The sequence below is a fragment of the Proteiniphilum sp. UBA5384 genome (assembly GCF_002410825.1).
Taxonomy (GTDB): Bacteria; Bacteroidota; Bacteroidia; order Bacteroidales; family Dysgonomonadaceae; genus Proteiniphilum.
This window is the reverse complement of record NZ_DHOS01000010.1, coordinates 212,521-239,281: the sequence shown is the minus strand read 5'-3', so window position 1 is coordinate 239,281 and position 26,761 is coordinate 212,521. Positions and strand designations below refer to the sequence as shown.

The 26,761-nt window shown below is 48.5% G+C and carries 21 protein-coding genes; 19 read left to right on the top strand and 2 right to left on the bottom strand.

The features are described 5' to 3' along the window. The first annotated feature begins 103 nt into the window (after window positions 1-103). The 9 genes from B4G81_RS03875 (at window position 104) to B4G81_RS03835 (ending at window position 12,286) form a co-directional block, all read left to right on the top strand. Complete coding sequence (locus tag B4G81_RS03875; protein WP_294080291.1) at window positions 104-1,564, top strand: tetratricopeptide repeat protein; 1,461 nt, start codon at window positions 104-106, stop codon at window positions 1,562-1,564. Between the two features lie 430 nt (window positions 1,565-1,994). Further along, window positions 1,995-2,588: a DUF3575 domain-containing protein gene (locus B4G81_RS03870; RefSeq protein WP_294080289.1), complete on the top strand. Its 594-nt coding sequence runs from the start codon at window positions 1,995-1,997 to the stop codon at window positions 2,586-2,588. Window positions 2,589-2,597: 9 nt separating this feature from the next. Then, complete coding sequence (locus B4G81_RS03865; protein WP_294080287.1) at window positions 2,598-3,965, top strand: hypothetical protein; 1,368 nt, start codon at window positions 2,598-2,600, stop codon at window positions 3,963-3,965. 140 nt (window positions 3,966-4,105) lie between these two features. Further along, the gene (locus B4G81_RS03860) at window positions 4,106-5,197 is read left to right on the top strand and encodes a fimbrial protein (protein WP_294080285.1); all 1,092 of its coding nucleotides are present in this window, start codon (window positions 4,106-4,108) and stop codon (window positions 5,195-5,197) included. 134 nt (window positions 5,198-5,331) lie between these two features. Continuing rightward, complete coding sequence (locus B4G81_RS03855; protein ID WP_349678728.1) at window positions 5,332-6,216, top strand: FimB/Mfa2 family fimbrial subunit; 885 nt, start codon at window positions 5,332-5,334, stop codon at window positions 6,214-6,216. Window positions 6,217-6,247: 31 nt separating this feature from the next. Continuing rightward, the gene (locus B4G81_RS03850) at window positions 6,248-9,292 is read left to right on the top strand and encodes a BACON domain-containing protein (protein WP_294080283.1); all 3,045 of its coding nucleotides are present in this window, start codon (window positions 6,248-6,250) and stop codon (window positions 9,290-9,292) included. Between the two features lie 143 nt (window positions 9,293-9,435). Continuing rightward, window positions 9,436-9,900, top strand: coding sequence for a helix-turn-helix domain-containing protein (locus tag B4G81_RS03845; protein ID WP_294080282.1), 465 nt, complete (start codon window positions 9,436-9,438; stop codon window positions 9,898-9,900). 194 nt (window positions 9,901-10,094) lie between these two features. After that, complete coding sequence (locus tag B4G81_RS03840; protein ID WP_294080280.1) at window positions 10,095-10,670, top strand: hypothetical protein; 576 nt, start codon at window positions 10,095-10,097, stop codon at window positions 10,668-10,670. Between the two features lie 158 nt (window positions 10,671-10,828). Beyond that, entirely contained in the window at window positions 10,829-12,286 is a 1,458-nt protein-coding gene (locus B4G81_RS03835) for a tetratricopeptide repeat protein (RefSeq protein ID WP_294080278.1), read from the top strand. Between the two features lie 21 nt (window positions 12,287-12,307). Here the strand turns inward: B4G81_RS03835 and B4G81_RS03830 are convergent, their stop codons facing one another. Then, the gene (locus tag B4G81_RS03830; RefSeq protein ID WP_294080276.1) at window positions 12,308-12,580 is read right to left on the bottom strand and encodes a type II toxin-antitoxin system YafQ family toxin; all 273 of its coding nucleotides are present in this window, start codon (window positions 12,578-12,580) and stop codon (window positions 12,308-12,310) included. Further along, complete coding sequence (locus tag B4G81_RS03825; RefSeq protein WP_294080274.1) at window positions 12,577-12,828, bottom strand: ribbon-helix-helix protein, CopG family; 252 nt, start codon at window positions 12,826-12,828, stop codon at window positions 12,577-12,579. Before B4G81_RS03825 ends, B4G81_RS03830 begins: the two co-directional genes overlap by 4 nt. Before the next feature lie 567 nt (window positions 12,829-13,395). Here B4G81_RS03825 and B4G81_RS03820 point away from each other — a divergent pair. From B4G81_RS03820 to B4G81_RS03775, 10 genes are all read left to right on the top strand, one after another. Further along, complete coding sequence (locus tag B4G81_RS03820; protein WP_294080272.1) at window positions 13,396-17,283, top strand: hypothetical protein; 3,888 nt, start codon at window positions 13,396-13,398, stop codon at window positions 17,281-17,283. Then, a complete protein-coding gene (locus B4G81_RS03815) occupies window positions 17,274-17,903 on the top strand; it encodes a hypothetical protein (RefSeq protein ID WP_294080269.1) in 630 nt (209 codons plus the stop codon). Before B4G81_RS03820 ends, B4G81_RS03815 begins: the two co-directional genes overlap by 10 nt. Before the next feature lie 37 nt (window positions 17,904-17,940). Next, a complete protein-coding gene (locus B4G81_RS03810; protein WP_294080267.1) occupies window positions 17,941-18,522 on the top strand; it encodes a DUF3575 domain-containing protein in 582 nt (193 codons plus the stop codon). Window positions 18,523-18,532: 10 nt separating this feature from the next. Continuing rightward, a complete protein-coding gene (locus tag B4G81_RS03805; RefSeq protein ID WP_294080265.1) occupies window positions 18,533-19,993 on the top strand; it encodes an OmpA family protein in 1,461 nt (486 codons plus the stop codon). A 79-nt stretch (window positions 19,994-20,072) separates the two neighbouring features. Then, on the top strand, window positions 20,073-21,704 hold the full coding sequence (locus B4G81_RS03800; protein ID WP_294080260.1) for an Mfa1 family fimbria major subunit: 1,632 nt from the start codon (window positions 20,073-20,075) through the stop codon (window positions 21,702-21,704). Between the two features lie 216 nt (window positions 21,705-21,920). Then, the gene (locus B4G81_RS03795) at window positions 21,921-22,904 is read left to right on the top strand and encodes a FimB/Mfa2 family fimbrial subunit (protein WP_294080259.1); all 984 of its coding nucleotides are present in this window, start codon (window positions 21,921-21,923) and stop codon (window positions 22,902-22,904) included. Between the two features lie 53 nt (window positions 22,905-22,957). Next, on the top strand, window positions 22,958-24,352 hold the full coding sequence (locus B4G81_RS03790; protein ID WP_294080257.1) for a hypothetical protein: 1,395 nt from the start codon (window positions 22,958-22,960) through the stop codon (window positions 24,350-24,352). 92 nt (window positions 24,353-24,444) lie between these two features. Next, complete coding sequence (locus B4G81_RS03785) at window positions 24,445-25,569, top strand: fimbrial protein (RefSeq protein WP_294080255.1); 1,125 nt, start codon at window positions 24,445-24,447, stop codon at window positions 25,567-25,569. Between the two features lie 8 nt (window positions 25,570-25,577). Continuing rightward, window positions 25,578-26,414 carry a leucine-rich repeat domain-containing protein gene (locus tag B4G81_RS03780; protein WP_294080253.1) on the top strand — a complete coding sequence of 279 codons (837 nt, stop codon included), beginning with the start codon at window positions 25,578-25,580 and terminating at the stop codon, window positions 26,412-26,414. A 126-nt stretch (window positions 26,415-26,540) separates the two neighbouring features. Further along, on the top strand, window positions 26,541-26,750 hold the full coding sequence (locus tag B4G81_RS03775; protein WP_294080252.1) for a hypothetical protein: 210 nt from the start codon (window positions 26,541-26,543) through the stop codon (window positions 26,748-26,750). Window positions 26,751-26,761: the final 11 nt, after the last annotated feature.

Sequence of the window (26,761 nt, the reverse complement as noted above, 5' to 3'; positions counted from 1 at the left end):
TTTACCCAGTAATTCCTCTTAATTACTTCTATTTGTAACTTTTGATATTTTATCGCAATCACTACAGGTGTAATTATCCGTCTTAATCAAATCATTCGAATAAATGAAAGGAATCTTGCTGCTCACAATGTCGTTATTGTTAATTGCCGGCTGTTCCATGTCCCAAAAGCCGTCACTTGCCGAAATAGAAGAAATAGACAGCCTCCTCGATCTCGCTTATGATTATAATTCATCGATTGACCCGAATAATAGCCTCAAGTATTCTTTAGAGGCACTGGCGGCAGCTCAATCCAGTGGTTATAGTAAGGGGATAGCAGAATCTTGTTTTTACATTTCCCTGACTTTACATGACACGGGAAACTACTTCAAATCAATGGAATACATTTCATATGGAGAAAAATATGTACACGGAGATCCCAAACTGAAGTCCGAATTCATGCGAATAAAAGCCCGCATATATTCATATCTGGGATTGCAGGAAAAGGCAAAAGAGGAATTCCTGAACGGCCTCGCCTATGTAAAAAAGATAAAACAACGGGAGCAGCAACAATTTTTAACGGCACTCGCCTATGAAAATCTGGCACACCTATATAGAATTATAGAACGTCCTGATTCGTCACTCTTTTATACCCAAAAAAAAATAGCGTTATTAAACGTCATGGAAGAATCCCGCATTTATACTATCCTTGTCAATGCCTACACGTCGATGGCAAGATTCAAGGCGGATGACGAGCAATATGATTCGGCAAGGATATATTTCGACAAAGCTCTCGCCGTGGCAGGTAAATATAATTATCCTTACCTTTCCAGAACCTATACCTATAAAGGTGACATATTCTTACAGACAAACAATGTTGACTCAGCATTGTACTATTACGACAAGGCGCTGGATAACCTCGGGGAAACCGGCCTGAAAGCTGAATATCCTTTACTCTATGAAAAAATATCCGACATTTATTTGTCCCTCAACGACACAATCACCGCCCGTCAATATGAAAAAAAGAACCTGATCGTGGAAAAAGAGTTAGACAATGAAAAGCTCAACACCGCCCAAAACATACTTAGTACATTGATATCCAAAGAAAAAGAAATCAAACAGGCACAAAGAAAAAAATCACTACTACTGGGGACTGTTATGATTTTATTATTGACGGCAATCATATTTATCTTGTTCTTCATGAGACAAAAAAAGATAAATTATTATCAGGAACAGGAAAAAGCAAAGGAGCAGGAACAAAAAATACAAACGCTTACAATAAAGGTGAATGAATCATTGGCAGAAATCGTGCAGCTTGCCAGGAAGAATGATCCGTCGTTTATGGTCCGGTTCCAGGAGATCTATCCCGAATTTGCACCCACCATCTCGACTTATCACCCTCAACTTCAATTAACTGAACTACAACTACTGGCCCTTATATACCTTCAATTTACCACCAAAGAAATCGCCGATTGTACCTGCCGTTCCGTACGTACTGTCCAGAATAGGAAATACAGACTCCGGAAAAAATTGGGTATCGCCACTGATATTGATATAAATATCTGGCTCAACGAAATTTTTCAATAGGTTCCCGCAGGATAAACTCAATAAACAGAACAATCAAACACACATTATCACACACTTACACAGATATTTACAAAAATGAGTATCCGGTGAGTATGTGATTTTTTTTTTAGATTTTCATTTTGTAATAGTTTTGTGGCGTTAATTCAACCCTTAATATAAGGTTGCTATCCATATTGGATACAGAAATTACCTATACAGTGCGCGGATTAGAGTGTTTAGAGTGATTAAACACCTTCATTTTATAATTGTGTGTGATAGTGATACATTGTAAAATGAGAGCCCACCGTATAGGTTGTAAATATATATAGAGGTACGATAGTCGGTCTTGTGCAATAAAAGAGACTGTTTTTCGTGCGATAAACAGCGATTTTTAAAAATTACAGCGGTACAGAAGTACAAAATAAATTCCATCAAACGAAAAGTAAAAAGAATGATCAGGCATCTTTCAATTCTATTCGTTGCATTCGTAGCAATGAGTATTCCGGCAATCAGTCAGGACCAACTGGCAGTGAAGACCAACCTGCTATATGGTATTCCGGCATTGACGCCCAACCTGGCAGTAGAGTATGGAGTGGGTCCGAAAACGTCACTCGAATTATTCGGCTCCTACAACGGCTGGAAGGTCAACGGTTCGGAAACAAGCAACAAGAAATTGGCGCATTGGCTTGTCGAGCCGGCGTTCCGTTACTGGTTCTGCGAGCGCTTCAACGGTCATTTCACGGGTATTCACACCATGTATGGAGAATACAACATAAGCGGCCACGACATCCCTCTGTTTTTCAATGGGAAGATACACAAGGAATACCGTTATCAGGGCAATACAATTGGGGTAGGCATATCCTATGGCTACAACCTGATCCTGAACAGGCGTTTCAACCTCGAGTTCGAGGTGGGAGCCGGATACAACCACCTAAAATATGACAAGTTCGAGTGCAGGAAATGCGGAGAGAAGATGTCGAGCGAAACGAAGAATTATTATGGACCGACCAAGGCGGCCATCACGTTGGTTTACCTGATAAAATAGATGATAAAGATGAAAAGAATAATCACAATCATGGTGTTGCTGTCGGCAATCGGTAGCAATGTCCTTTTTGCGAAAGAAAAGGGTGCGGTCATCACCAATGCCACCCTCAGGAAAGAGCAGGGAAACATACGGGTTTCATTCGACATGCAAATCGATAAGCTGCGCTCCGATTACATGCTGGTCGTCACTCCCCGGTTGGTAGCCGGTACCCGTTCTGTGATCATGGAGCCCCGTGTAGTCGCCGGCCGGAGAAAACAAATCATGGAAGAAAGGGCCGGAAACGATAAGGATTCCTATATCCGCGCCTCCAAACGCCATGGCAGTTATCATTATTCGGCGGTCATTCCTTATGAGGAATGGATGCATGACGTCACGCTCAACATACGCCAGGAAATGGAAGGATGTTGCGACAGGGAGGAACTGGCTTCCACGGATGTCCTTACCCGCATGCTGATGCCGCATGCCATCACACCCCACTATGAAAGGGAGCCGGCACAGGTACCGCCTGTAGAAAACAGGGCGAAAGAACTGGAACAATTTCTTTTCGTACACCCGAAAAGTACTTATGCAAGCCGTTACGACATGCTTCACATGGAGAACCGCTCCGCCAACAATACCACAATTTTTTTCAAACAGAGCGGTACCGGCATCGACCCTTCCTTCCGCGACAACTACGCCGTATTGCAGCGGGTAGTCAAAGCGTTGGAGATTATCGAAAAAAACCCGGACCTCACTTTGGATAAAATAATGATTGCCGGTTTTTCATCCCCCGAAGGGACGCTGGAAATTAACACAAGAATATCGGAATCCCGCATGAATACACTCAGGGACTACCTGGTGAAACGCAAGAATTATGGCAGTGATATTTTCGAGCTCCACAACGGTAAAGAAGACTGGGACGGGCTGCGGTACTTTGTGGAAAAATCGGACATGAAATACCGCGAGGAAGTGCTCCGCATCATCCGCGACGTGCCGGTGCTCAACGGGCGTGAGAAACAGCTTATGGATTTGGCGGGCGGCGAACCCTACCGGTATATGCTCACACACTTCTTCCCCGAACTGCGCAATGCAGGATACATACAGGTTTATTACGATGAGACCGCGACAGCGAATGCAGCCGTGACAGAGGAAAACGCAAAACTGGACATCCTGAACAAGGCTGTCGATAAGATCAACTGCAAAGAGTACTTTGCGGCAATATCTCTGCTCGACCGGGTGGACAACGACCCAAGGGCATTGAACCTCAAGGGTGTATGCCTGATGATGCAGCAAAAGTACGACGAAGCGGAAGCCCTGTTCAAAAAGGCAATGGCCACCGGAGATCATTTCGCGGCGGAAAATATGAGGGAATTGGAGAAAGCAAGGCAAGCCAATTAAAGATTAAGAGTACAAAATAAAAAGGCAAATACAAACAAGAAAATTCAAGGGTGCAGCAACAGCACGATTCTATATATTAAGTCAAGTATTTTTAGCTATTAAATTAATTAATTTATCAACTTTTTTAATTATTTATGATTATGAAAATCAAATTTTTATTCGCAACTCTCCTGGCGGCAATCACTTTTGCCTCCTGTAGCAATGATGATGGTACGAATGTCGTACCCGCCGGGCAACCCGCCAAAATGTCCGTCACCATCAAGCAGCCCACCCGCGTAAGGGCTACCGGTGCAGCGGCTACAACCGATCAGACAATCACCACCTTTACAGTGTGGATATTTAATGCAGATGGAAGTCTTGCGGCTACGGCAACGGCAAGCGACGGCTCTGACAAAATCGAAAATATCGAAGTCACCACAAGTGCTACAGATGCCTATGTGATCGCCAACTGCGACCAGTCGACAGTTACCGGTATCACTACCAAGCAGGCATTGCTCGATTATGTTGGAAACCTGGCCAATACTGCTAACCAGACGGCCGCACGGTGGGCTACCGGTAAGAATGCTACGGCGCTCACCTTTACCCCTGCCGACGGCACTTATGAAGGCAGTGCCACTATTGCCCTCGATTTTATCGCAGCACGCATTACGGTGAAAATCGTAAACGGCATGACCGGATATGATGCCACCGCTGGGGATGGGTCACTTGTATTGGAAAAAGTAGCCGTATTGAACGCAGGCGGGACTTCCAAATTGTTCGGCACAAGCCTTATCCCGGCTACCAAGACATGGATTTCGGGAATCGCCGATAACAGCTTTGAGTATTGGCCTGCAGCCAATGTTACTGTCGATGGCACGCTGCTTTCAAACGATATCCCTGCGGATGATTTCACTACCACATACCACTATTATGCATTTGAAAACGATGCGACATCCCCGGAGAATTCACCGACAATCGTAACACTCGTAGGAGAGTACGACGGAGCCAAGACCTATTTCCCGGTACACCTCGCACCTTATGAAACATTCAAAACAGGCGATGTGGCAGACGGTGTGAAACGCGGTCACAGCTATGACATCACCATCACCCTCAAAACCGATCCTACTATTGGAGGAGGTGAAGGCGGAGGCGGTGAAACCGACCCGACCAAACCGGCCGTGGCAAAAGCCAAATTCGACGTGGAAATCAGTATCAATGACTGGATTCCCGTAACACTTGAAAAAGAATTCTAAATCACGGACTTTTACAAGCACCGCTGCTCTCAGGTGTGGCGGCGGCGCTTCCGATTTCGCAACACAAAACACCTGTCTGGTATGCGCCGTTTGGTTATGGCGCATATCCCTAAGAACATAACAAGAAAAGAGGTATGCAACACAGCTATATGAAGTCTTTTTCTGTCGCCGCGCTCCTGTTGGTAATCCTGACCACGGGGTGCATCAAGGAAGACCTGGACGATTGCCCACCCAAGGGGGTGACTTTCACCGTAAAGGCTTATGACAACGATGGCAAGGAACTCACACGGGAAGAGGCAGGCGACGTGGTAATGTTTATATTCGACGGGGAGAAACGCTTCCTGGAAAAGGTCGACACCAAGATCGGGGAAAACATTACCGTCATCCCGCCCACGGAGGGGGGTATCCACGTCGTGGCATGGAGTAACCTGGCGGGGGGTCATCAAAAAGTGCCGCAGCCGCTGCCCGGCACACCCATGGACGAGTGCGGCATCACCCTGTTGCCCGCCCCACAGGGCGGCGACTACCGCCTTTCGCCCGACGACCTGTTCCGGGGCGACATCCACCTCCCCGCCGGGGAAACCACGGGCACGCATACCCTCCCCATATACAGGGAGACCGGTCAGATGGACATCACCATCCGCAACCTGAAAGAATTTGCAGGCTACAACGACGACAACTATACGGTGGTCGTACGTGAGACTTCCTCGGGCATCGATTTCCGGGGCAACCTCTATGGCGACAAGGTGGCGTATCGCCCCGAGGGCACTTTCGTCACTAACGGTAGTGCGGAAGAATTCACCATCCCCCCGTTCAACCTGTTCCCGTCGCAGCAAATAACCATAGAGATCTATCACGGCGACGAGTTGATAGTCGCCGTCTCCAAAGACGCATCACAAACACCGGTATCGGTGCAAAAAGGGCTTGCGACCCATGTGTTGATTGAATTGAAAACGCTCCTTTCCGTCAGTGTATCCATATCTCCGTGGGGAGAAGATGCCGTCTGGAAAGAATTTTAAAGAATAACCAAGACAAAGAAACGATAGAATTATGATCAGTACATTTCGTAATACATTCCGGAAGCTCCTTGCAGGGATACTCCCCGTGCTGATACTTGCTTCCTGTTCGTCGGACGACCTCTATCCCCCGGTCGGGGGAAAGACAAAAGGAGAATCCGCCGTCACCTTTTCCATCCAGGTGCCGGGTACAAGTACCCCCTCCCCCCTAAGGGCGATATCACAGAGTAATGAGAACGACGTAAACGAGGTAGACATCCTGGTTTTCGACCCCACCACCGGAGATTATGTCTACAGGACCGGGTGCAGCGGGTCGGCCATTACGGGCAGCGGTACCAACAACCGCCTGAAGACCTTCACCGTGAACATGCGGCAGGGCAGTTTCAACGTGGTCATACTGACCAACGTACGCGACAAGATAGCGGGACTCACCCTCGATGGTCTCGACAAGGATGCGATCCTTGCCCAACTGGAAGCCGCCATGCCGGCAGGCGGGAAGTGGCCCACCAACCCATATACCCCTTTCCCCATGTGGGGCGACGCCGGCACGGTCACCATCAACGACAACACCAATCTCACCGGCATCAAGCTTACCCGTATGGTGGCGCGGGTGGACGTGAAGATAGCCGATGCGGTCACCAATTTCAAGCTGACCGGCGTGGATGTCTATAACTACAATACCCGGGGAAGCGTCGTGCCGAATACGGCCGACTGGGACACAACCACCGACCCCAACGCGCCGAGGGCCACCAAACCCAATGTGCCGACATCGTCCACGCTGACCAAAGGACCCCTCACTTATGGTGACGACATCATCACTCCCGACGGCTTGCTATGCGAAAGGGAAATATATATTTTCGAAGCCGAGAACCACAGCGACGGAGCCCACACCGAAGCGAAAGGGCTGACCAACCGCACCTGCCTGGTAATTAAAGGAGTGTGGGATGCCAATGGCGACGGTGACTTTACCAACGACGGCCCCGCCACCTATTACCGGGTGGATTTCTCACAAGGCAACGGCGCCTCACAACAATACCTCGACGTGCTCCGCAACCACCGCTACATATTCAGCATCAATAAGGTGTCAGGTCCGGGTCATGAAGACTCCCAAACCGCTTTTGAGTCGGGTCCCGTAAATATCGAGACCGAAGTGCTGGAGTGGAACGAAGTCAATATGGGCAACATCGCCTTCGACGGGCAATTCGTCCTGAGCGTGAGCCGGGACGAGTTCACCTTTTTCCGGGATGAATGTACCGAAGAAGGAGACGACAACGTACTGTATGTGTTCACCGATTACGATACCGACACTCAGTCGGGATGGCATATCGACAAGATAGAGAGTGCCACGGATGGCGTGGACAAGGACTGGCTCACGCTTACCCCCCAGACGGGAGATGCGGACGAGAAAACGAAAATTGTCATGACCTATGACGTCAACGACACGGGCGCCGACCGCACCGTGGTCGTATGGTTCGCCGCAGGCCGGCTGCGCTATCCGGTAACCGTAACCCAAACCATCATACCGCACATAAGCCTCGATATCGTCGATCCCGTGACCAATGAACCACTGACCGAACTGGTGTTCGACGCCGGTGTAGGCCAGATTCCCGCAACACAGTCATTCAAGGTCGTCTGGACCCCGCTGTCTGCCGATGTGACGGTGTCAAACACTCCGTTAGCCGCCAATCCGTTCCCGTCGGGTTCAGGCGCGCCCGAAAGCGGGGTGCTTTCGGGAGGAACAGGCCCGATAACCTATGATGTACAACCGGCGGCGGTTGACCCCGTGGAGGCGGCAAACACCCCGTTCCTGGACAAGACCTCCAAGGTAGATTTCACAGTCTCCAACGGCATCACATACGCCAGCGTGAGCATCATGCTGCGCCAGATCGTTTACAGCTTCATCGCCACTCCCGAATCCAGTTACCTGCTCAACGGGAGCACCTATACCCTGCCGGTACGTTGCAATACCTCGTGGCAGATAAAGGAAATCAACGAATACCCATCCGAAACGGGGAAAACATTCTTCGCCCTCAAACCCGGCGACAACCTGAGGGTGGGCGGTTCCGGAGGATATAACGTCTCCGGTGAGCCGGTCACGTTCACCGTTGTGAACGACCGCACCTTTAGCGGCCATGTGGATGTGGTCTTCGAGAATACCGAAAACAAGTTTGAAGAGGTTACCGTCACGTTGATATTCCCTATCCCTAAGATGAAAATTGTGGGAATTGCCCCTTATGAAACGTTTGGCTATAACGTGGCACTAACCCATCCTCTAAACGGCGGTATTTCTGCGAACACCTTCCTGAGTTCACCGAATAACTTCGGGATTACGTCTGAAAGCACAGTACAATCGGCAGGATTTGAATTCAAAGATTTTAGATATAATACTGCTGTAACAGAAGCACAACTCAATGAACTCCGGTCATATATTAATACAGATAAACCGGAAATAATTGTCTTGGGATATGATTTGTATATCAGTCCGGTACTGGCAGACCTATTTTTGGAATATTTGGAAAAGGGTGGCGTATTACTTGCACTCAATGAAGGAAATGCCAATAGTGTCCAGTCCCTGATGCAAAAGGTTTTTGGTGACTCCAATATCGGACAAACCCGTATCAATGTACCAGGTGCCGTGTACAAATTACCGACACCGGATAGTAACAATGCAGACGACCTTGTCCTTAACGGGCCCTTTGGAGACTTGAGGGGCAAGCAGTGGGGGGATGATACTTCGCAAAGCTGCATGGTTACCAACTTCTCCAATCATCTGGATAAGGTAATTGTCTATTCCAACGGGCAAGATATCTCAAGTACACCCTATCCCACTGCTACTGAACCAGTTGCGCTCAGGCACAAAGAGCTGGGCTTGATATGGATTGGCGACGGAGGTTTTGTTTCATCCTATAAGCAAAACACAAGTTCCATTTCGTGTCCGTTCTTGATTGATGATGAAAAAAGGCCGATACTCAGATCCGGATTCGGTAGTGGTACTAAATACGACGTATACAACTCCCAGATGTTCGGCAACATGATTTATTGGGCAATGCTCTATTCGCTCGAGCATAACAGCCAGTAAAGGCTACAATTGACATGAGTTTTATCATAGGGAATGACTACAGAGGATGAAGGTCCTCCGTAGTCTATAATCCCTCTCCGGCAGTGGAGATCTATTATGGAAGTAAATCATCGCGTATAGGAAACCTTCATAGAAATATTTATATGAACGCAAAAAAAAACGAAATCGGTAAATATTTGCTGTCAGATGTGAAATCGTTCACAGTTACTTTCTCGGATGGGTTGAAAAGTAAAATAAACACATCACCCGATAATGAGATTGTCCTTGTGAAGTTAATCCCCCGGATTTCAAAATCAAAGCATTTCGAAGATAGCGTGTTAAGTAATTACTCCATTGCGAAAGATATGCAAGAACTGGCAGACCTGTGTGGTTTTCATAGTTTAAAGACATTCACCCGCCATTTCAAAAAGTGTTTCGGACAAACTCCCTATCAGTGGGTACTCGACCGCAAGATGGAAGAAATCCATTCGCTGGTAATCCGTTCAAACATCAGTATTACAGAAATTTCCAGAATATACGGCTTCAAAGGTGTCTCACATTTGGTGAATGCCTACAGGAAAAAGTATGGAGTTGCTCCATGTAAGGACAGGGTCGCACGTCATCTCTGAATTGGCTTTGTATCATTAATTTTGTATGGAAATCAGTTCATAAAGATTCGTATGATTTTCAAAAATTGAATCTATGTTTCTGTTTATTTATCAAATCACAGCTTTTCCCTGAAAGGGGAGGGGGATATTATTTCCCCATTTTTACCGTGAATAGTTCAGAATAATACAAAATCTCAATTTATTGAAAGAAAATTATGCAAAAATATTTATTGTTGCTGGCTCTCATTGTCCTTCCCTTAAGCATGCATGGCCAGAAATCTCAAAATGATCTATCAAAATTCGATCCTGCAAGGTTAATCTACGGTGCCAATATAGGGTTTGGTATTTCCAATAACTATTGGACGGTGGGGGGAGCACCTCAAATTGGATATAGGATTACCGATAAACTGCATGTGGGAGGCGGACTGGGATACCGTTACGGTAAATCAGACCGGCTATATTCTTTCGTCCCCGGCCCGCAGGAAGATGAACCGGGATGGATCCTTAGTCCCTATCGTTATAGGGAAAATAGCGTCAGTATTAATCTTTGGGGACATTATTACCCGTGGAAAAAACTCATATTCAGCATCAAGCCCGAATTAATGCACACCTGGCACAAGGCGATATATGAAGACCATACATATTCAGTCAACAAATTCACTCCCTCATTCGTTGTGGGTGGAGGTGTGCATTTAAAACCGGTAATTTTACAATTGAATTACGAACTTATCCAGAATAAATATTCTTCATATAGTGACAATGTCTTTTTCAGTATAGGCTTTTTATTTTAGTAAAGAATACATTCATCATGCGGGGAATGAGCCCCGGCAGCCCCTTACAGGGTACTCTAACCTGCCCTATGCAGATTAGAGTACCCAATAAGTATTACGTTGTATCCCAAAATTCACCTAAAATATTTTCATTTACCATATTTATACATATTTGCTAAATGAAAGGGATTACACTGCTTACAATACTATTATTATTAATAGACGGCTGTTCGCAGCGCAGGGGGTACTCATCGGCTACCGAAAGACAAAAAACAGACAGCCTGATCGCTCTCGCCAATAATGATAATTTTTTGATTGATACGGAACACAGCCTCCGGCATTCATTGGAAGCACTGGAACTGGCACAATCGTCCGGTTACCGCAAGGGAATCGCCGAGTCATGTTTTTATATATCCCTGGCTTTATACAATATTGGGAATTACGACAAATCGATAGAATACGTGGAACTCGGGGAGAAATATGTAGACGGCGATCCAAAATTAACATCCGAATTCATCCGAGTCAAAGCCCGTATCTACTCCTACCTGGGATTGCAGGAAAAAGCAAAAGCCGAATTCCTGAAGGGACTCTCCTGTATACAAAAGATTAAACAGCCTGAACAGCGGCAATTCCTCACGGCGCTTGCCTATGAAAATCTGGGGCATCTATACGCCATTACCGAAAAGTCCGACTCGGCATTTTATTACATCCAAAAGAAAATAGCGTTGCTGGACTCCATGGACGAGGCGCGTGTCTATACCATCCGCATCAACGCATATACCTCGATGGGGAAATTCCATACCTATGAAATGAATTACGACTCCGCCGCTGTCTACTTCGACCGGTCCATCGCCATGGCGGATAAGTACGACTACCGCTACCGGTCAAGGGCCTATATGTCAAAAGGCGACATGTACCTCAAAATTAACAATGCCGATTCGGCGATGTATTACTACCGCCTGACCCTGGACAATCTTGCCGAGACCGGATTGAAAGCGGAGTATAGCCTGCTATATGAGAAAATGGCGGATACTTACCTCCTACTCGGCGATACTACCGCTGCCCGCCAATATAAGAGTATGGAATTGGAAGTTGAAAAAGAACTCAACGATGAAAAACTCAAAACAGCAAAAATCATACTCGATACGCTGTCCAATAAGGAAAAGGAACTGAAACAAGCACACAGGAAAGAATTTTACTTCCTTGGCACGGTTATTCTCCTGCTATTGGCCCTCATTGTCTCCATTTACCTGTTCATCAGGCAGAAAATAACCAAATATAAAGAGAAGGAACAGGAAATACAAGAATTAAAGCTAAAGGTAAATGAATCGTTCACCGAAATCGTGGAACTGGGCAGGAACGATGACCCCACCTTTATGGTCAGGTTCCAGGAGGTTTATCCCGAATTTACACATGCGCTCGGCACAAAATACCCTCATTTACAATTAAGCGAGTTGCATCTGCTGGCACTTATATACCTTCAATTCACTACCAAGGAGATAGCGGATTGCACCTGCCGTTCCGTGAGGACTGTCCAGAACAGGAAATACCAACTCCGGAAGAAATTGGGTATCGCCACCAATATGGACATGAATGTTTGGTTGCACGAAACCATCCAACAACCTCCGGAAGAATAACACTTCCGACAAAAGATGTTATTATTTGAATAGTTCTGAATGTGTGCCAATCCTAAGAAGTTCTATCGTATCAGTGTCATCATCTATCCATATAAGAAGAAAGTCTCCTTCAATATAACATTCTATGCATCCTTTCAGTCTTCCTTTGAGCATGTGGGGCTTTAATTCCGGAGGTAAAGGTGACTCATTTTCAAGGATCCTCACAACTTCTAACAATTTAATAATTTTATGGGGTTGATGACGATATTTTTTGAAGTCCTTTTTATATTGCGTACTATAAATGATCGTTTTCATTCCTCGCAGGATTTTATAAAAGCATCCAAACTACCGGTATCAATCCTTCCGCCAAATTTTCCCGAACGTGCCTCTTCCACTGCTGCTAAAGTAGTCTCGTTGGGTTCATAATAAACACTCTCCGCCAGGACACACTCCACAAAATTGCTCAAACTCCTATTTTCCATTCTTGCTTCTTTTTTCAATCTATCAAGCAAATTTGCATTTAGCCTGAAAGTCGCCTGTTTTTTTTCTACTTTCGGTTCCATTGTTGTATGTTTAATTACTTTGTCTTACAAACATACTATATATAGATAGTATGTACAAATTATTTTTTCAGTTTCTTGTGCCAACCCACCTTTGGGCATCGCCACCAAAGTAAAGATATTTATGTGTGGGCTTGAAGAAATTCAGAAATGGAAAACTGCGACAAGACAACCACAATAATTATCTCATAATAAATTCTTTACAAAACCAAGTAGCTGATAAGTATTCGAATATTTTTTGAAAAACACCTTTTGCTTTAGCTTTGTCGCTTTAATTCAAAACCTCCAAACTCAACGATTGCTCTTAACGGACTTTCGTGATAAGACCTATTCATAGGGGATATAAGATAAGTAGGGGGAAGAAACGATAAATTACCTGTACAGTGCGCGGAATATAGTGTGTTCACACACTATATAATCTTATTATTGTGAATTTTTCACAATGGTATTGAAAGCAGCTCTCTGTACAGGCATTTTGCATGGGAAGTTCCGAGTATTTACAACCAAAATTCACTCATAAACCGGTTAAAATACACATCACCGGTCACTATTGATAAAATTTCAATCAGGATGAAAATAACTATTTTTTCAAATCCCAAAAAACGGCTTTTCTCAGCCCTCTTACTGGCATTTTTCACCTCCGCTGTGTTTGCCCAGACAGTAAAAATTAGCAAGACGGACGCATTCTGTGGGGGAGACGGGAAGGTGGGAATCACCGTAACGGGAGCGAAACCGGGCTCCTCTCTGAGCTTTGAGCTCTTCAAACAACCCGATAATAACACCGCTTTCCGGTCGAACTTCGAGGCTGATATCACAACCTCCACAGTGACATATACCGAGGACAACCTGCCCGAAGCCACATACAAGCTAAAGGTGGTGGAGACGGTCGAAGGAATCCACAACGACCTGGGTGTCATCACCTTTACCATCGGCAGGGATTTTACACCCATCAATGCGGAGAAAGATATAAAGATATCAACCGAGACTGTTTGTGATAATAAAGCGGAACTTACAGTAAACGTCACCGGCAAAGGCAGACCTGTACGCTATGCCCTGTTCGACCTCAACGGCGCGGAAATCTTTCCCTACCAGGACTCCAACAAATTCCCCCCGGTTGCTTCGGGCAACTACCGGGTGGGGGTGGAAGATGTTTGCGGCAATAGAGTAACCAAGGACTTATTAAATGTTACCGTTACCACTTCAGAAATACGCCCCAACCCCACATTTGGTAGTAACCCTTATTGCGGTTCCGGCCGTTTGATCTCCTGCAATACGATAGATTTTAAGGCATCAATAATTGGTTATAGAGGTAGTACAACTTCATCTCTTGCATTTATTGAAAAATTCCAGTATCCTGTTCGGTTAACTGTCACGATTGCGAGAGTCGATCAAAATGACAACCTGCTTGAAGTACTGTTTCAAGAAGAAAAAGAGATAAATAATATCAGCGAAGCACAGACGGGCATGCAGGTACATGCAGAGGGGTTCAATCTCGGAGACCGGCTGATGTTTAAAGCAACCACCGTGGACGCTTGCGGTATAGCCTATACAAGCACGGGGTATACAACCTATACGCCGGAGTTCAAAATAAGTAAACAAGTCGCTAAATGTGGCGCAAATTATTTGGAGTTATACGATATGTACTATTTTCCCCCGGCATCCGCGACAAAAATAACATTCGACAAATACCCCGTAGGGTTTAAACCGTGGGAGTATAATAGCGATTTTTCCGATGGGGAATACAGCCATATCTACAATACGAATATAAATTTAAGTAGATTTGGTTCTTTAGACAATCCCGTTCCGCCCGGAGAGTATACAATAATTATCACCAACGATTGCGGGGCTTCCGTCACACAATCCATTACAGTGCAAGAACCGACACTTACTGCGATTTTAAACCAGTCACTCCTCCCTGATTGTGAAGAGGGATGGAACCATATCAACTACTATTATTATGGTGGTCAAACAGAAATCAGCAAAGTAGTCTTCACTCAAGCTCCCCCGGAATTTCTTGATCATTACGGATGCACATTGCCTTTCAATGCAGAAGAGCATGTCCGAATCTCTTCTAACCAGTATAAAGAATTTAGGATGAGGGTGCCTGAGGGAGACTATACGTTCGAGATAACCAACGATTGCGGACAGACAAAAACAATAAATTTATCCGCCACAGAAAAGTACAACGTGGATAAAGGGAGCCTCGAAGTTAGCCGCTATTGCGGGGGATATTTTACCGTAAATTCCTCTGCCAGGCTTACCAAGAAGAACAACCAGTCTCTCTCTGCATCATATTATAGCAAATTCCTCCAGAAATGGTATCCTGAAGCAAATGCATGGGGAGATCCCACAACAGGCTACACAGGCGATGAGCTTGATCCGAAGGCAAGAACTTCTTTTGGTAGCAGCTCTCAGTTTTATGTGGACGGCAAATTCCGGGTAATCCTCATCCCCCGCCTATTTTATGATTATGAGACTAATGAATTTGGTCGTTATGTTTTCGACGAATGTCCCACCTTTTATGAAGTGGGTGAGTTCACCATCCCCAAAGGTTCCGTAGCACTGAACGACTATTATGTCATGGGCTGTGACAACGGGACCTACAGCCTGTTGATCGATGCCACAGGCGTAGGCGACGAACTCAAATACGAAATCACCCACAAAGACGGGCAGCCGTTCCCGGTAAACAACGGTAACAATCCTGTGTTCGGGAATCTCCCCCCGGGAGAATATAAGGTGATGATTACCGACCCGAAATGTGGAGACGCAAGCACTTACACCGTGAAGCTGCTCGACAACAAGTTTCCCGCCATCAAGGCGCAGGAACTGTGTGAAGGAGAGAACGGGCGCCTCTATGTCAACGGTGCGTCGTACCTCACGGTGGAGTGGTTCAAGAACGGCACTCCCCTCAACATCAGCGGCCACGCCCTCGAATTCAGCCCCTACGATCCCACCGGCGACGAAGGACTCTATGAAGCCAAACTGAGCTACGACAACAATCCCAACTGGTGCGTCAGCGAGGAGAACCGCACCATCTCCTTCTACCTGAGCCCCCAAATCATGAACAACGCGCATGCCGGGGAAGGCACGGAGGTGACCGTTGTCAGAAACGAGATGGTCGACGGGTTTGTAAACCTCTTCGATTACCTGAAAGAGGGCGTGCCCTACGACAAGCACGGAGAATGGACGGAGATAACCACCGAGACCGGATACCTGATGGGCAGCAAGTGGTTCATCACTCACGTGCCGGGGGGAACCTACCAATTCAGATATGCGGTGGACGGCACCTGTGAGTCTCACGACGAGACTACGGTCACCATCCATCTCATCGGCACCAACTTCTGGCACGGCACCGTCGACAGCGACTGGAGCAACCCCGAAAACTGGACCGCCGGTTTGGTACCGGGCGACGGCGAGGACATTGAATTCGCGACCGACGCCAACAACGGCGCATTGGGCAGCGGCAACGGCAAGGGTGCTGCCCGGAACGACCTGCATCTCGATACCGACCGCACTATCGGCAACCTGGTCAATGCTTCAGGAAAGGACTTGTGGGTCACCACCGGCAATGAACTGGTGGTGGACGGAAAGGTGGACAACTCCTCAACCGGCACCATCGTGGTGAAAGCCGACCCCGACAACCAGAAGACCAACGGAACACTCCGCTTTGCCGATCCTTCCGAAAACAACAACGTGCAGGCTACCGTGGAGTTTTACAACAAGGCGTACGAGTGCGACAACTGCGGCTTCTACCGCAAGCAGTGGCAGTATTTCGGCATCCCGGTGCTGCAGGCGGAATTTCCCGCCACCGGCAACGAAACGGTGAACCAATGGTCGGAACCGACCAACGGCAACAAGTGGGTCACACCCGCCTCACCCATGTCGGCATTCAAGGGCTACCAGATTACCGCCAACAGCACCACGCTCCCCTCCCATATCTACGGGTTCAAAGGGCTGCTCGCGGCAGGAGAGGAATTTACCGTTCCCCTCTCAAAATCGACGGGGGTGAACTTCCCGGGGGCAAACCTCATCGGGAATTCCTTTACCGCCGCCATCCCCATTGCCGACGGGCTCACTCTCCCGCCGGAGGTCTCCGAAAAAACGATCTACCTGTTCAATACCGGCACCCGCGACCAGTGGCGCAAACTCAACGGTGAAGCGATCCAGAACGTGGCGGCGGGACAGTACCTCGCAGTACCCGTCAACCTTGCGGGACAAAACGACCTGCCCGACATGATCCCCTCCACCCACGCCTTTATGGTATTCGCCGACCGGACGGCACAACTCACCATCGACTACCATAAACTGGTAAAGAACAAGACAGTGAAAGACGGGGCGGGAAACGAAATCGCCACCCGCTCCGCTACGGTACCGGCCCGGAGAATGGTTCCGACAAAAAAACATCCGCCGGGAGCAGACCCGCCATCCAACCGTTGCCATCCGTACGCATGGACGTGATCGGCAAGGCTTCCGCCGACCGGCTGTGGGTATTCCACAAGCCGGGGACTTCGCACGGTTTCGACAGCGGCTGGGACGGCAGGAAAATGGAGGAAAGCGGAATCGCACAACTCTACGTGGCGGCATCCGACAGCAGCAGGCTGCAGGTGGCCACCGTGCCCGACATGCACAACGTGCGGATTGGCTTCGTGCCGGACGATAACGGCAGATACACGCTGGAATTCTCGCTCTCCGAACAGCTCAGGAACGCGGAAATATACCTCTACGACGAAGCAAGAAACGTGAAGGAACGCATACACCACGGCGGCTCTTACACCTTCGAGGCGGGGAAAGGCGAAAAAACCGCCCGGTTCCGGCTGACATCCACGGCTGCCTTCTCGCAGCTCTCGACCGAGGAGGAACTGATTGACGTCACTGCCTCCGCCGACGGAAGGATTACCATCTCCAACCGGAGCAAAAACGACTGTTCGGCATTTATCTCGGGCAGGGAGGCTCCGCGGGAACGGATCGAAGTGAGGGCAGGCGGCGAAAGGACCATCGAGGGCCTTCCCAAGGGCACCTATGTGGTACGCCTCCAAAATGCGGAGGTGACCGACGCAAGAAAGGTAACCATACAATGAGAAAATTGAATCAGCCATATCCATAAACAACTATATTATGCACAAAATCAGTCACAAGTTTTTTCTGGTCATCCTCGCGCTGGCGGTATCACTGCCGGCCCTACAGGCGCAAAGGGTGGCAGTCAAGAACAATCTCCTCTACGACGCTACCGCCTCTCCCAACCTCGGCCTGGAGATGGCATTGAGCCGAAAGATGACCCTGGAGCTGGGCGCGGGTTTCAACCCTTTCACCTTCTCCGACAACAAGAAAGCCAAGCATTGGCTGGTGCAGCCTGAACTGCGCTGGTGGACCTGCGACGTGTTCAACGGCCACTTCTTCGGCCTGCATGCCCACGGGGCGCAATTCAACATCGGCGGATGGGATATCCCCGTAGGGCGTCTCGACAAGTTCAAGGACAACCGCTATGAGGGCTACCTCTACGGGGGTGGCATCAGCTACGGCTACCACTGGATGCTCAGCCCCCGCTGGAACCTGGAGACCGGCATCGGCGGAGGATACGCCCGCATCCATTACGACAAGTTCCCCTGCGCCAAGTGCGGCACCCGGGAAGACAAGGGAAAATACAACTACTGGGGCGTGACCAAAGCGGCGGTATCATTAATTTATATCATCAAATAAACAACCGGAAATGAAGACAAAGAACAATATCCTATATCTTATCATCGCATTCTTCACGGTCGTGCCGGGGACGTATGCCCAGGAGGCACACCCCTCGGATGTAGTCATTGAAAACCGGAAGGCCGTCAAGCAAAACGACCGGGTCACCCTCTCTTTCGATATATTGCTCGACGCATTGCAGGTGAAAAGCAACAACATACTGGTGCTCACCCCACTGCTGAAATCAAAGGAGAACGGTAATATAAGCCTCCCGCTCGATCCCGTGGTGGTTGCCGGGAAGAAACGGGCAAAAATATTGCGACGCAAACATGTGCTGGGCGAAAACCTGCCGGTGAGCGAGCCGGCTGAGGTAGTGACACGCAAGAACAACACCGCACAGTCGGTGCATTACCATATAACCATACCCTACCGGGAATGGATGCGGAACGCCTCGCTCTCGCTGGTACACGAGCAATCGGGATGCGCGGAGTGCGGCATGCTGATCGGAGAACAACCGCTTATGCCTGAATTCCTGCCCGCTCCCTACCGGCCGGTCTATAAACTGACTTATATCATGCCCGAGGCGGAAGAGAAGATAAGGAGCGACCGCCATACCGCCTCCTTCAACTTCGTGGTGGGACGCTGGGAGCTGCGACCCGACTACGGTGGCAACGCCGCCAAACTCGCGGAGGTGGACCGTGTGGTGAACGAGATACGCCACAACCCCGACCTCACCATCACCGAATTCACCATCGACGGTTACGCCTCGCCCGAAGGGAACCAGCAAAATAACAGGACACTGGCCGGAAAACGCGCCGATGCCTTTGCCGATTACCTAGTGTCGAAATTCAACGTACCACGGAACCGGTTCAAGGTCACCGGTCATGGAGAGGACTGGGCAAGACTGCGTGATGCGGTGAATGCCTCGTCGCTGGCCGACCGCCGGGCAGTGCTCGACATCATCGACCGGATAGCCAATCCCGACGCGCGTGACGCCGAACTGATGAAACTCTCCGGAGGAGAGACATACCGTCAGCTGCTCAATCACTTCTACCCACCCCTGCGCCGTACCGAATACGTGGTGGCATACAACGTGCGCGGGTTCGACGTGGAAGAGGCACGTGAGATCATCAGAACCAATCCCAAGCTATTAAGCCTGAACGAGATGTACCTCCTGGCACAGACCTATCCGGTGGAAAGCACCGAGTTTAGCGAAGTGTTCGACATCGCCGCACGCCTCTACCCCGACAGCGATATCGCCATCCTCAACTCGGCGGCAGCCGACATCGAGGGGGGGAATATGGACGGCGCCATCACAAGGATGAACAAGGTGGCCGACAACCCCAAAGTATGGAACAACCTCGGCGTGGCGCACGCCCGCAAAGGGGATTTCGACAAGGCGAAGGAATATTTCGGGAAAGCCGTTTCGAACGGAGACGATGATGCCCGTGTCAACCTCGAAGAATTAAACAAGACACTGGTAACAAACTGATTAAAAGGGAAACTATTAAAAAAAGGGAAACTACAATATCTCTATTATCAAATTTTTATTATTAATTAATTTTTTAAAAATGAAAAAATTCAGTAGATTTTTATTGATGGCTGTCGTAGCTCTCGGAGCAGGCTTCACAGCTTGTAACAATGACGACGTGCCACAAAATGGCACCGACGACGGAGCAAAAGCCAACACCCATGTGGCGGTGACATTCTCCGTGGGAAGCAACACTGCCACACCACGTGCATTACCCCAGGACTATAATCCTGTAGGTACTTGGGCGGGTAAGGACAAGATTGAAAAAATCAACATCTATCTGGTAGACAATAAGTCGGTGACTTCATGGCAAAGCGCCGCCGACCTGAGTGACGATTACACCCAAAACGGTAACGTGCTCACACCCAAAGCTACCGGAAATGCCGCCATCGCCACATCAGCCGGCCTCAAAAAAGTATTTGTGGTGATCAACGGTACCAATGACTTGATCTCCGATTTAAGCACCGCTGCCAGCACTTCTGCCGGTAAATTCGAAGAGGTCTTCAAGACAAAAGCCTACGAACTGGAGAATAAATTAACAGGAAGCACTCCTAACCAGACGCTGGACTATTCATCCGCCCAAAACTTTGTAAATCAGGATGACACAAACAATGTAGAAACCATTGTGATGACCAATAACAACGATGTTACCATTAATGTGCAGGAAAATGTAAAAAAAGAAGAAACATTGGCCTCAGCAAATCCGAAAAACCGTGTCAGCGTGAATGTGGAAAGAACCGTCGCACGGGTAATGGTGACAAGGGCTGAAGGTGACGGAGCCTCTACCGACGAGTTTAAAGTGAAACTGGGTGGCGAAGTCCTCGGTACCGTAAAAGATATCACCTGGGTGGTAGCACAGGGCGAAAACTCCCTCTACCTGCAAAGGAAAAACGATTATCAAACTCCGAAATTCAGTTTTAAACCCACGGGCTGGACTTCTACCGACTGGACTGAAGCAGCAGCCGGTTATGACTATTCCGGTTTGTTTGAAAACCGCACAAATAAGTTGGGCGGAACCGACGTACCCACACTGGCCCAGTACAGTGATGCGGTTGACAACGGTGAAATCAAGGAAAACTTCCTTAATGACGGGTTGCTGGACGGAAGGTTCATCCTGCCCACCATCCATCCCGAAGGTACCAGCGCTGCTGCCTGCGGTTACCTGAGAACCAATACGGCTTATGTGATGGTACGTGCCCGATTTGTACCCGAAACTTTTGCGGATGCAGCGCATGCGGCCTCCTCTTACACTGAAGGTGACGATTTTTATATGGGTGAAAACGGTCTGTTCTATATCGAACTGGACAATGTGGTCGACCCCGACAAAGGGGGTGTAGCCGGCCAGTCTGCATATACTTATGTAAAAGGTAAAACTCTTTACTATGCCTGGGTGAACCCCTCCACAACCAGTCCCGCTACATGGTGGAACTCTCCCGTAATCCGCAACAACGTATACCATATCCATATCACCGGATTCAAAGGTATCGGAAGCAACTGGAACCCGTACTATCCGGAAGATCCCGACGAGCAGGATCCTACCAATCCCGATCCGAAACCTATCGGCACACCCACACCTCCGCCTCCGGGACCGCTTCCAGACTTGGAAACATGGATGAGTGTAGAAGCAAATATCTTACCCTGGAATGTACACTCTTATGAAATTGAAATGTAATAAATCAATGTAAATTGTAATATAGAAACGTTAGAGCAATCAGACTGTTGCCCGGGGGGGGGAGGCTCCCCGGGGAGTTCTCCTCCCCCGGGTTTTCACAACAACCAAACAAACTGTCCGGCTTGGCAAGGATAAAAGGAATGGTAAGCATGCCACCACTACGCATCCGGGCAGGAAACAACAATATTTTTTATACAAACTTTCAAAACGCAACGAATGATGAATTTACGAAACAAGATATGGATAATGCTGTTCGCGTTGGGAACAATTTTCTGGGGTTGCGACTCTCTGATCTATGATGATTTGTCCGATTGTCCCCAAGGTGTATATGTGGAATTCTACTCGATGACACCTTGTCAGTCAAATCCAACATTCATCGGGAGCGTCCCTTCGCTTACCCTCTTCGCGTTTGATGAAAATGACAGGCTGGTCACTTCTGTCACAAAAGAAAACGTGACGCTCAGCCGCGACTATGAGATATTGGTGCCGGTGTCCAACGGCAGTTTCTCCTTCGTGGCATGGGCCGGCATAGATAATCATTTTATCCCGGCTACTTTCACCAATGGAAAAACCAGTAAAAAAGATGTGATGCTCACCCTGAAAACGGCTTCCGGCAGGGCGGAAAATCTCGGAGATACGCAGGTGTGGCAGGGCGAAAGCCCCGTTGTCTATCTTCCCAACCCGGAAGAGTATGGCAGCCTCTACAAGTATACCGCCGTCAACTTGCGGGAAATCACCAACCGAGTGGAGCTGATTGTGGAATTCGACAAGAAGACCATGAAGGAATATGACCTCGAGGAATTGCATGCCCAAGTATCATCGGGCAACGGGACATTGCATATCGACGGCTCCATGCCGCTCAAGCAGGAGGTGATCACCTACCCCGCTACCACCGGTCCGCTCTATGACGACAACACCGCCACCTGGCACTATGACATGCTTGATTTGTGGACGGGATACGACAACAGATTGTATATCTCCTACACAGGCAACCAAGAAGAGGGCGAGACCGTATTCGACGGCGACCTTATCGCCATAATCCTGCTCGCCGCACAAAACGGACAGGCAAACCTCAGTTGCGACAATGATTTCACCATTAAGGTGACCATCAAGGATTACTGTGCAGAGTGCGACACCCACTTCAGTTGTGCCATCTATGTAAACGGATGGCAAGTACACAGCTTTGAAACTGAAATGTGAATCGCTCCCTTCGATATTGTAAAACCTCAGGAATAATAATGATGCAATTTAAAATGAAATACATACTAATTGCCGTACTGCTCCTCGCCTTCACGGCGTGCGACAACGTTATCCACAACGAGCCTCCGCAAGACGAAGGACCGACTGCATACCTCAATATCAGCACCCGGATGGCACATGCCGACGGTAAGGCGTCCGTAAATACCGACAAGACCGATTTTGAAGACCGCATGTACAATCTCGCCCTGTTGGTGTTCGACAGCAGTACCGGCAGCAGGATGGAGACTCCTTACTTCAAGGATAACCTCGGAAGCGGGGAGTCGGCCTATGCCTTTACTGCGAAGCTGAAAACGGGAAGCACCTGCGATTTCTATTTCGTAGGTAATCTGCCGGCAGGCACACAAAACAACTTGAAAAATATTGCTGACCGGACCGCGATGGATGCTTTCATGGGCGAACTCCGCAACCTGGATGAAGCCCTCTACCGGGGTGCGGCCGACGACAACGGATTTCCCGTGTCGCGTGTGTACCGCAACCAGCCCATCCCCGCGGGAGGAACGCTCTACCAGCCCGCTCCGTTCAAACCGAAATATACAGAGGGGGGTACGGTAGCCGTCCTAACGGAAAATGGCACCGTTACCGAAGAACCCTGTGTGATGCTCACACGTGCTGTAGCCAAACTGGAAGTGACCTTCACCGGAGCAGATTTAGGTATCGCCGAAGTGAAATTCCATAATGCTTTCCGACAATACAGTCCGGTAGAACAGGAGCCGCCTGTGGCTTCACCCTCGTATCAAACCGATGCCACGCTGACACCTATAACCGGAACCAACACCTACGTTTACTATATGCCGGAAGCATTGTTTCCCGTTTCCACCACATGGACGGCAGAGAGCCCCCATAAACCGGTGAATTATTTTTCGGTGAAGACCACGGACGGCACAACGTATGAAGTTCCGATCATTTCTTACGGGATTCCCGGTACGGACCCGAACGTGACACCGGTAAAACCTTACGCCAATTATCTGGATTTCGCTACAGGTAAACTGATGAACAAACCTGATTATAACATTTACCGGAACCACCACTACAAGTTCACCATCAAGAATCTGGAGACGATTGAAATCCTCTACGAGATAGACCCGTGGGAAAAAGAAAACAAGTCGCTCTATATGGGGTACGGCTACAACGTGGAGGTGGACGGGAAGACGGTTACCGTCAGCAACACCTTTGACGCCTGCACTCCACACAATATAGTGTTGAAAACTGTTTCGCCATATACTTTTACCGACGGTAGCGGCACAAAAACATTCATGAACGGGAATGAAACAGAGGCGTTGAAACTCACCGCCTCGGAGACATACACGCTAAACACCGAACCCACCACAGGAGCTGAATACCTGGAAGTGTGGTACAATGGCATAAAGGCATACATTTTTAAATTGTAATGAATCACAAAACATCGCCAGACGGATGCTTTAGTTATAATCATTAAACCATACGAAACTTGAATGAACATTAAAATTATACGTGATAAGTGATGAAGTATAAACTATACATATTCCTGGGAATTACCTTGTGGATGGGACTCTCTTTCGCCTCCTGTTCCGGCGAAGACGAAGTAGTAACCGGCAGCGACAAAGGGGTGGAAATTGCCTTTATATCAGACGGTTTTACAAAAATAACCGTCACTCCAAAAAGTGCGACCTCGACCATCTCACCCTTCACAACCACCTTTTCCAACCCACCCCCCACAACCCGTGCGACAGACACCGGAAGCATCGAAGAAAATCAAATCGACGACCTTTACCTCTTCCTCTTCAAGAGCGACGGTACCGACCCGGTAAAATATTACATCGGCACACCGGGCACTTTTACCCATAACGGCAAAAGTGGCAACTGGGACAAAACCAACGGCAGGATCACACTCAATATGACGCAGGCTGAAGCCGGCACACGACAGGTTTTTATCGTGGCTAACTGTGTCAACTTAAAAACTGCCCTGGACAATGTGACGACCATCACCGGCAACGGAATGACGGCACTCGAAAACGTACTATGCACAACCGCCACTCCCTGGACGCCCACGCTGTCCACCCCTATACTAATGTCGGGAAACGTTACCCACAATTTCATCGACAACCGGATATTGGGTACCGGCGGCTCAAATCCCAAGATAAAACTAGTGCGCGCCCTCGCCAAGGTAGAACTGAATATCAGGCTTACACAAGAGCACCAAAGCATACCGGTGGTGAAAGAAGGAGATATCAACGATCCCAATGCCACTTTGACCGAAAGACCACAGTACCATTATGCCTTCCTGAATTTCGATAAGAACTCTTATGCAGTAAGACCCGCCCCCACCAAACAATCAGATCTTACCGCTCCCAATGCGACGGTAGACCTCCGCTCGCTGGGAGAATCGGACTGGACGGTATGGCCTATTCCGGAAACGAGTGGTAACTCTATTGTTACAGACCTGCAACTGGTCACCTATATTAACGAAAGAGACAAAGAAGCAGACCGGCCGCTGTCATCGATAGGGATAAGCGTGCCGTACACCGGTCCTACTCCGCCACCCGAATTCGGGCCGGATATCTCTCAAATCTTTCTTCCGGAGAAAATAGAGCGAAATCATTGGTATGTGTATGATGTTGAATTATAAGTAAGAAAATGAAAATAAAGAAAATATTTACAGCAATAAGTTTACTTGCCCTAATTGTGTTTGGCTGTAGAGAAGACGATTTGGGGCTGCCCGGGGAAATTCTGCCTCCCGGAAAAGCAGGCAGTATGATTTCATTGACCACGGAACGTGCCGACGCCATGGTGAGCCTTGCCGTGGACGCTCTCCCGGCCGACCGGGCCGGTGTATGGATCGACCTTGACGGCGACGGGATCCGTGCCGAAGACGGATCGGAAGACATCTCCCTGTTCAATGCTTATCAGGACTACCCTCTGTCCGGCAGCAAGCATACGGTAGCGGTGCATGGGAACCTCACTTACTTCGCCGCCGCCGGCAATGAACTGACCGCCCTCAACATCGCCAAGTGCCCTTCGCTGGAAACACTGAATGTGAGGCTTAACCGGCTTACCTCGCTCGACCTGTCGAAAAACAACGCACTCGTCCGGCTGGACTGCTCGTCCAATGGTCTTTCTTCGCTCGACGTGTCGAAAAACGAATTGCTGGTCTCGCTTTGGGCATGCGACAATCAACTCACGGAATTGGACGTGTCCACCAATATCGCCCTTGCCTATCTGGACTGTTCCGCCAACAAACTCTCTACACTCGACGTGACCCAAAACGGTGAGCTGGCACGCCTTTTATGCCATAACAACCGAATCCCTTCTCTGGATTTATCGCAGAACGAGAAGATTAATCGCCTCTGGGCGTTCAACAACCCTTTTTCCCCCGAAGAGGAAGAAAGCCTCGCCACCTCGCTGCGGCAAGTGTCACAAGACGATTTGTGGATATCCGTCGCACCGGCCATTGCAAATGAACACGACCAATGACCGCAATAGAGTCATGCTATAACTATTATAATGATACTTTGTTTTTCAAACTGAACAGCAAGGGATATGTGACCGAAATAGTATCGAAAGGTCGCCCCACTGGATATTAACAGCTTTATCAACGAGATGTACGACGAGCCCGGAATGTTGCTTGCCCTGGCAGGCAAGACCTCCAAAAATCTTATCGCCACGGCAGGATTCACGGGACAGGCAAATCCACACAAGATACTCTATGATTTTGACGAGGATGGATATGTCACCAAGATATATGATGGCTCCAAAGACCGGCTATGGATTGAGGTGGAATACCTCGCCTCTCGAACTCCTTTCCAGTGAAACAGGAAATT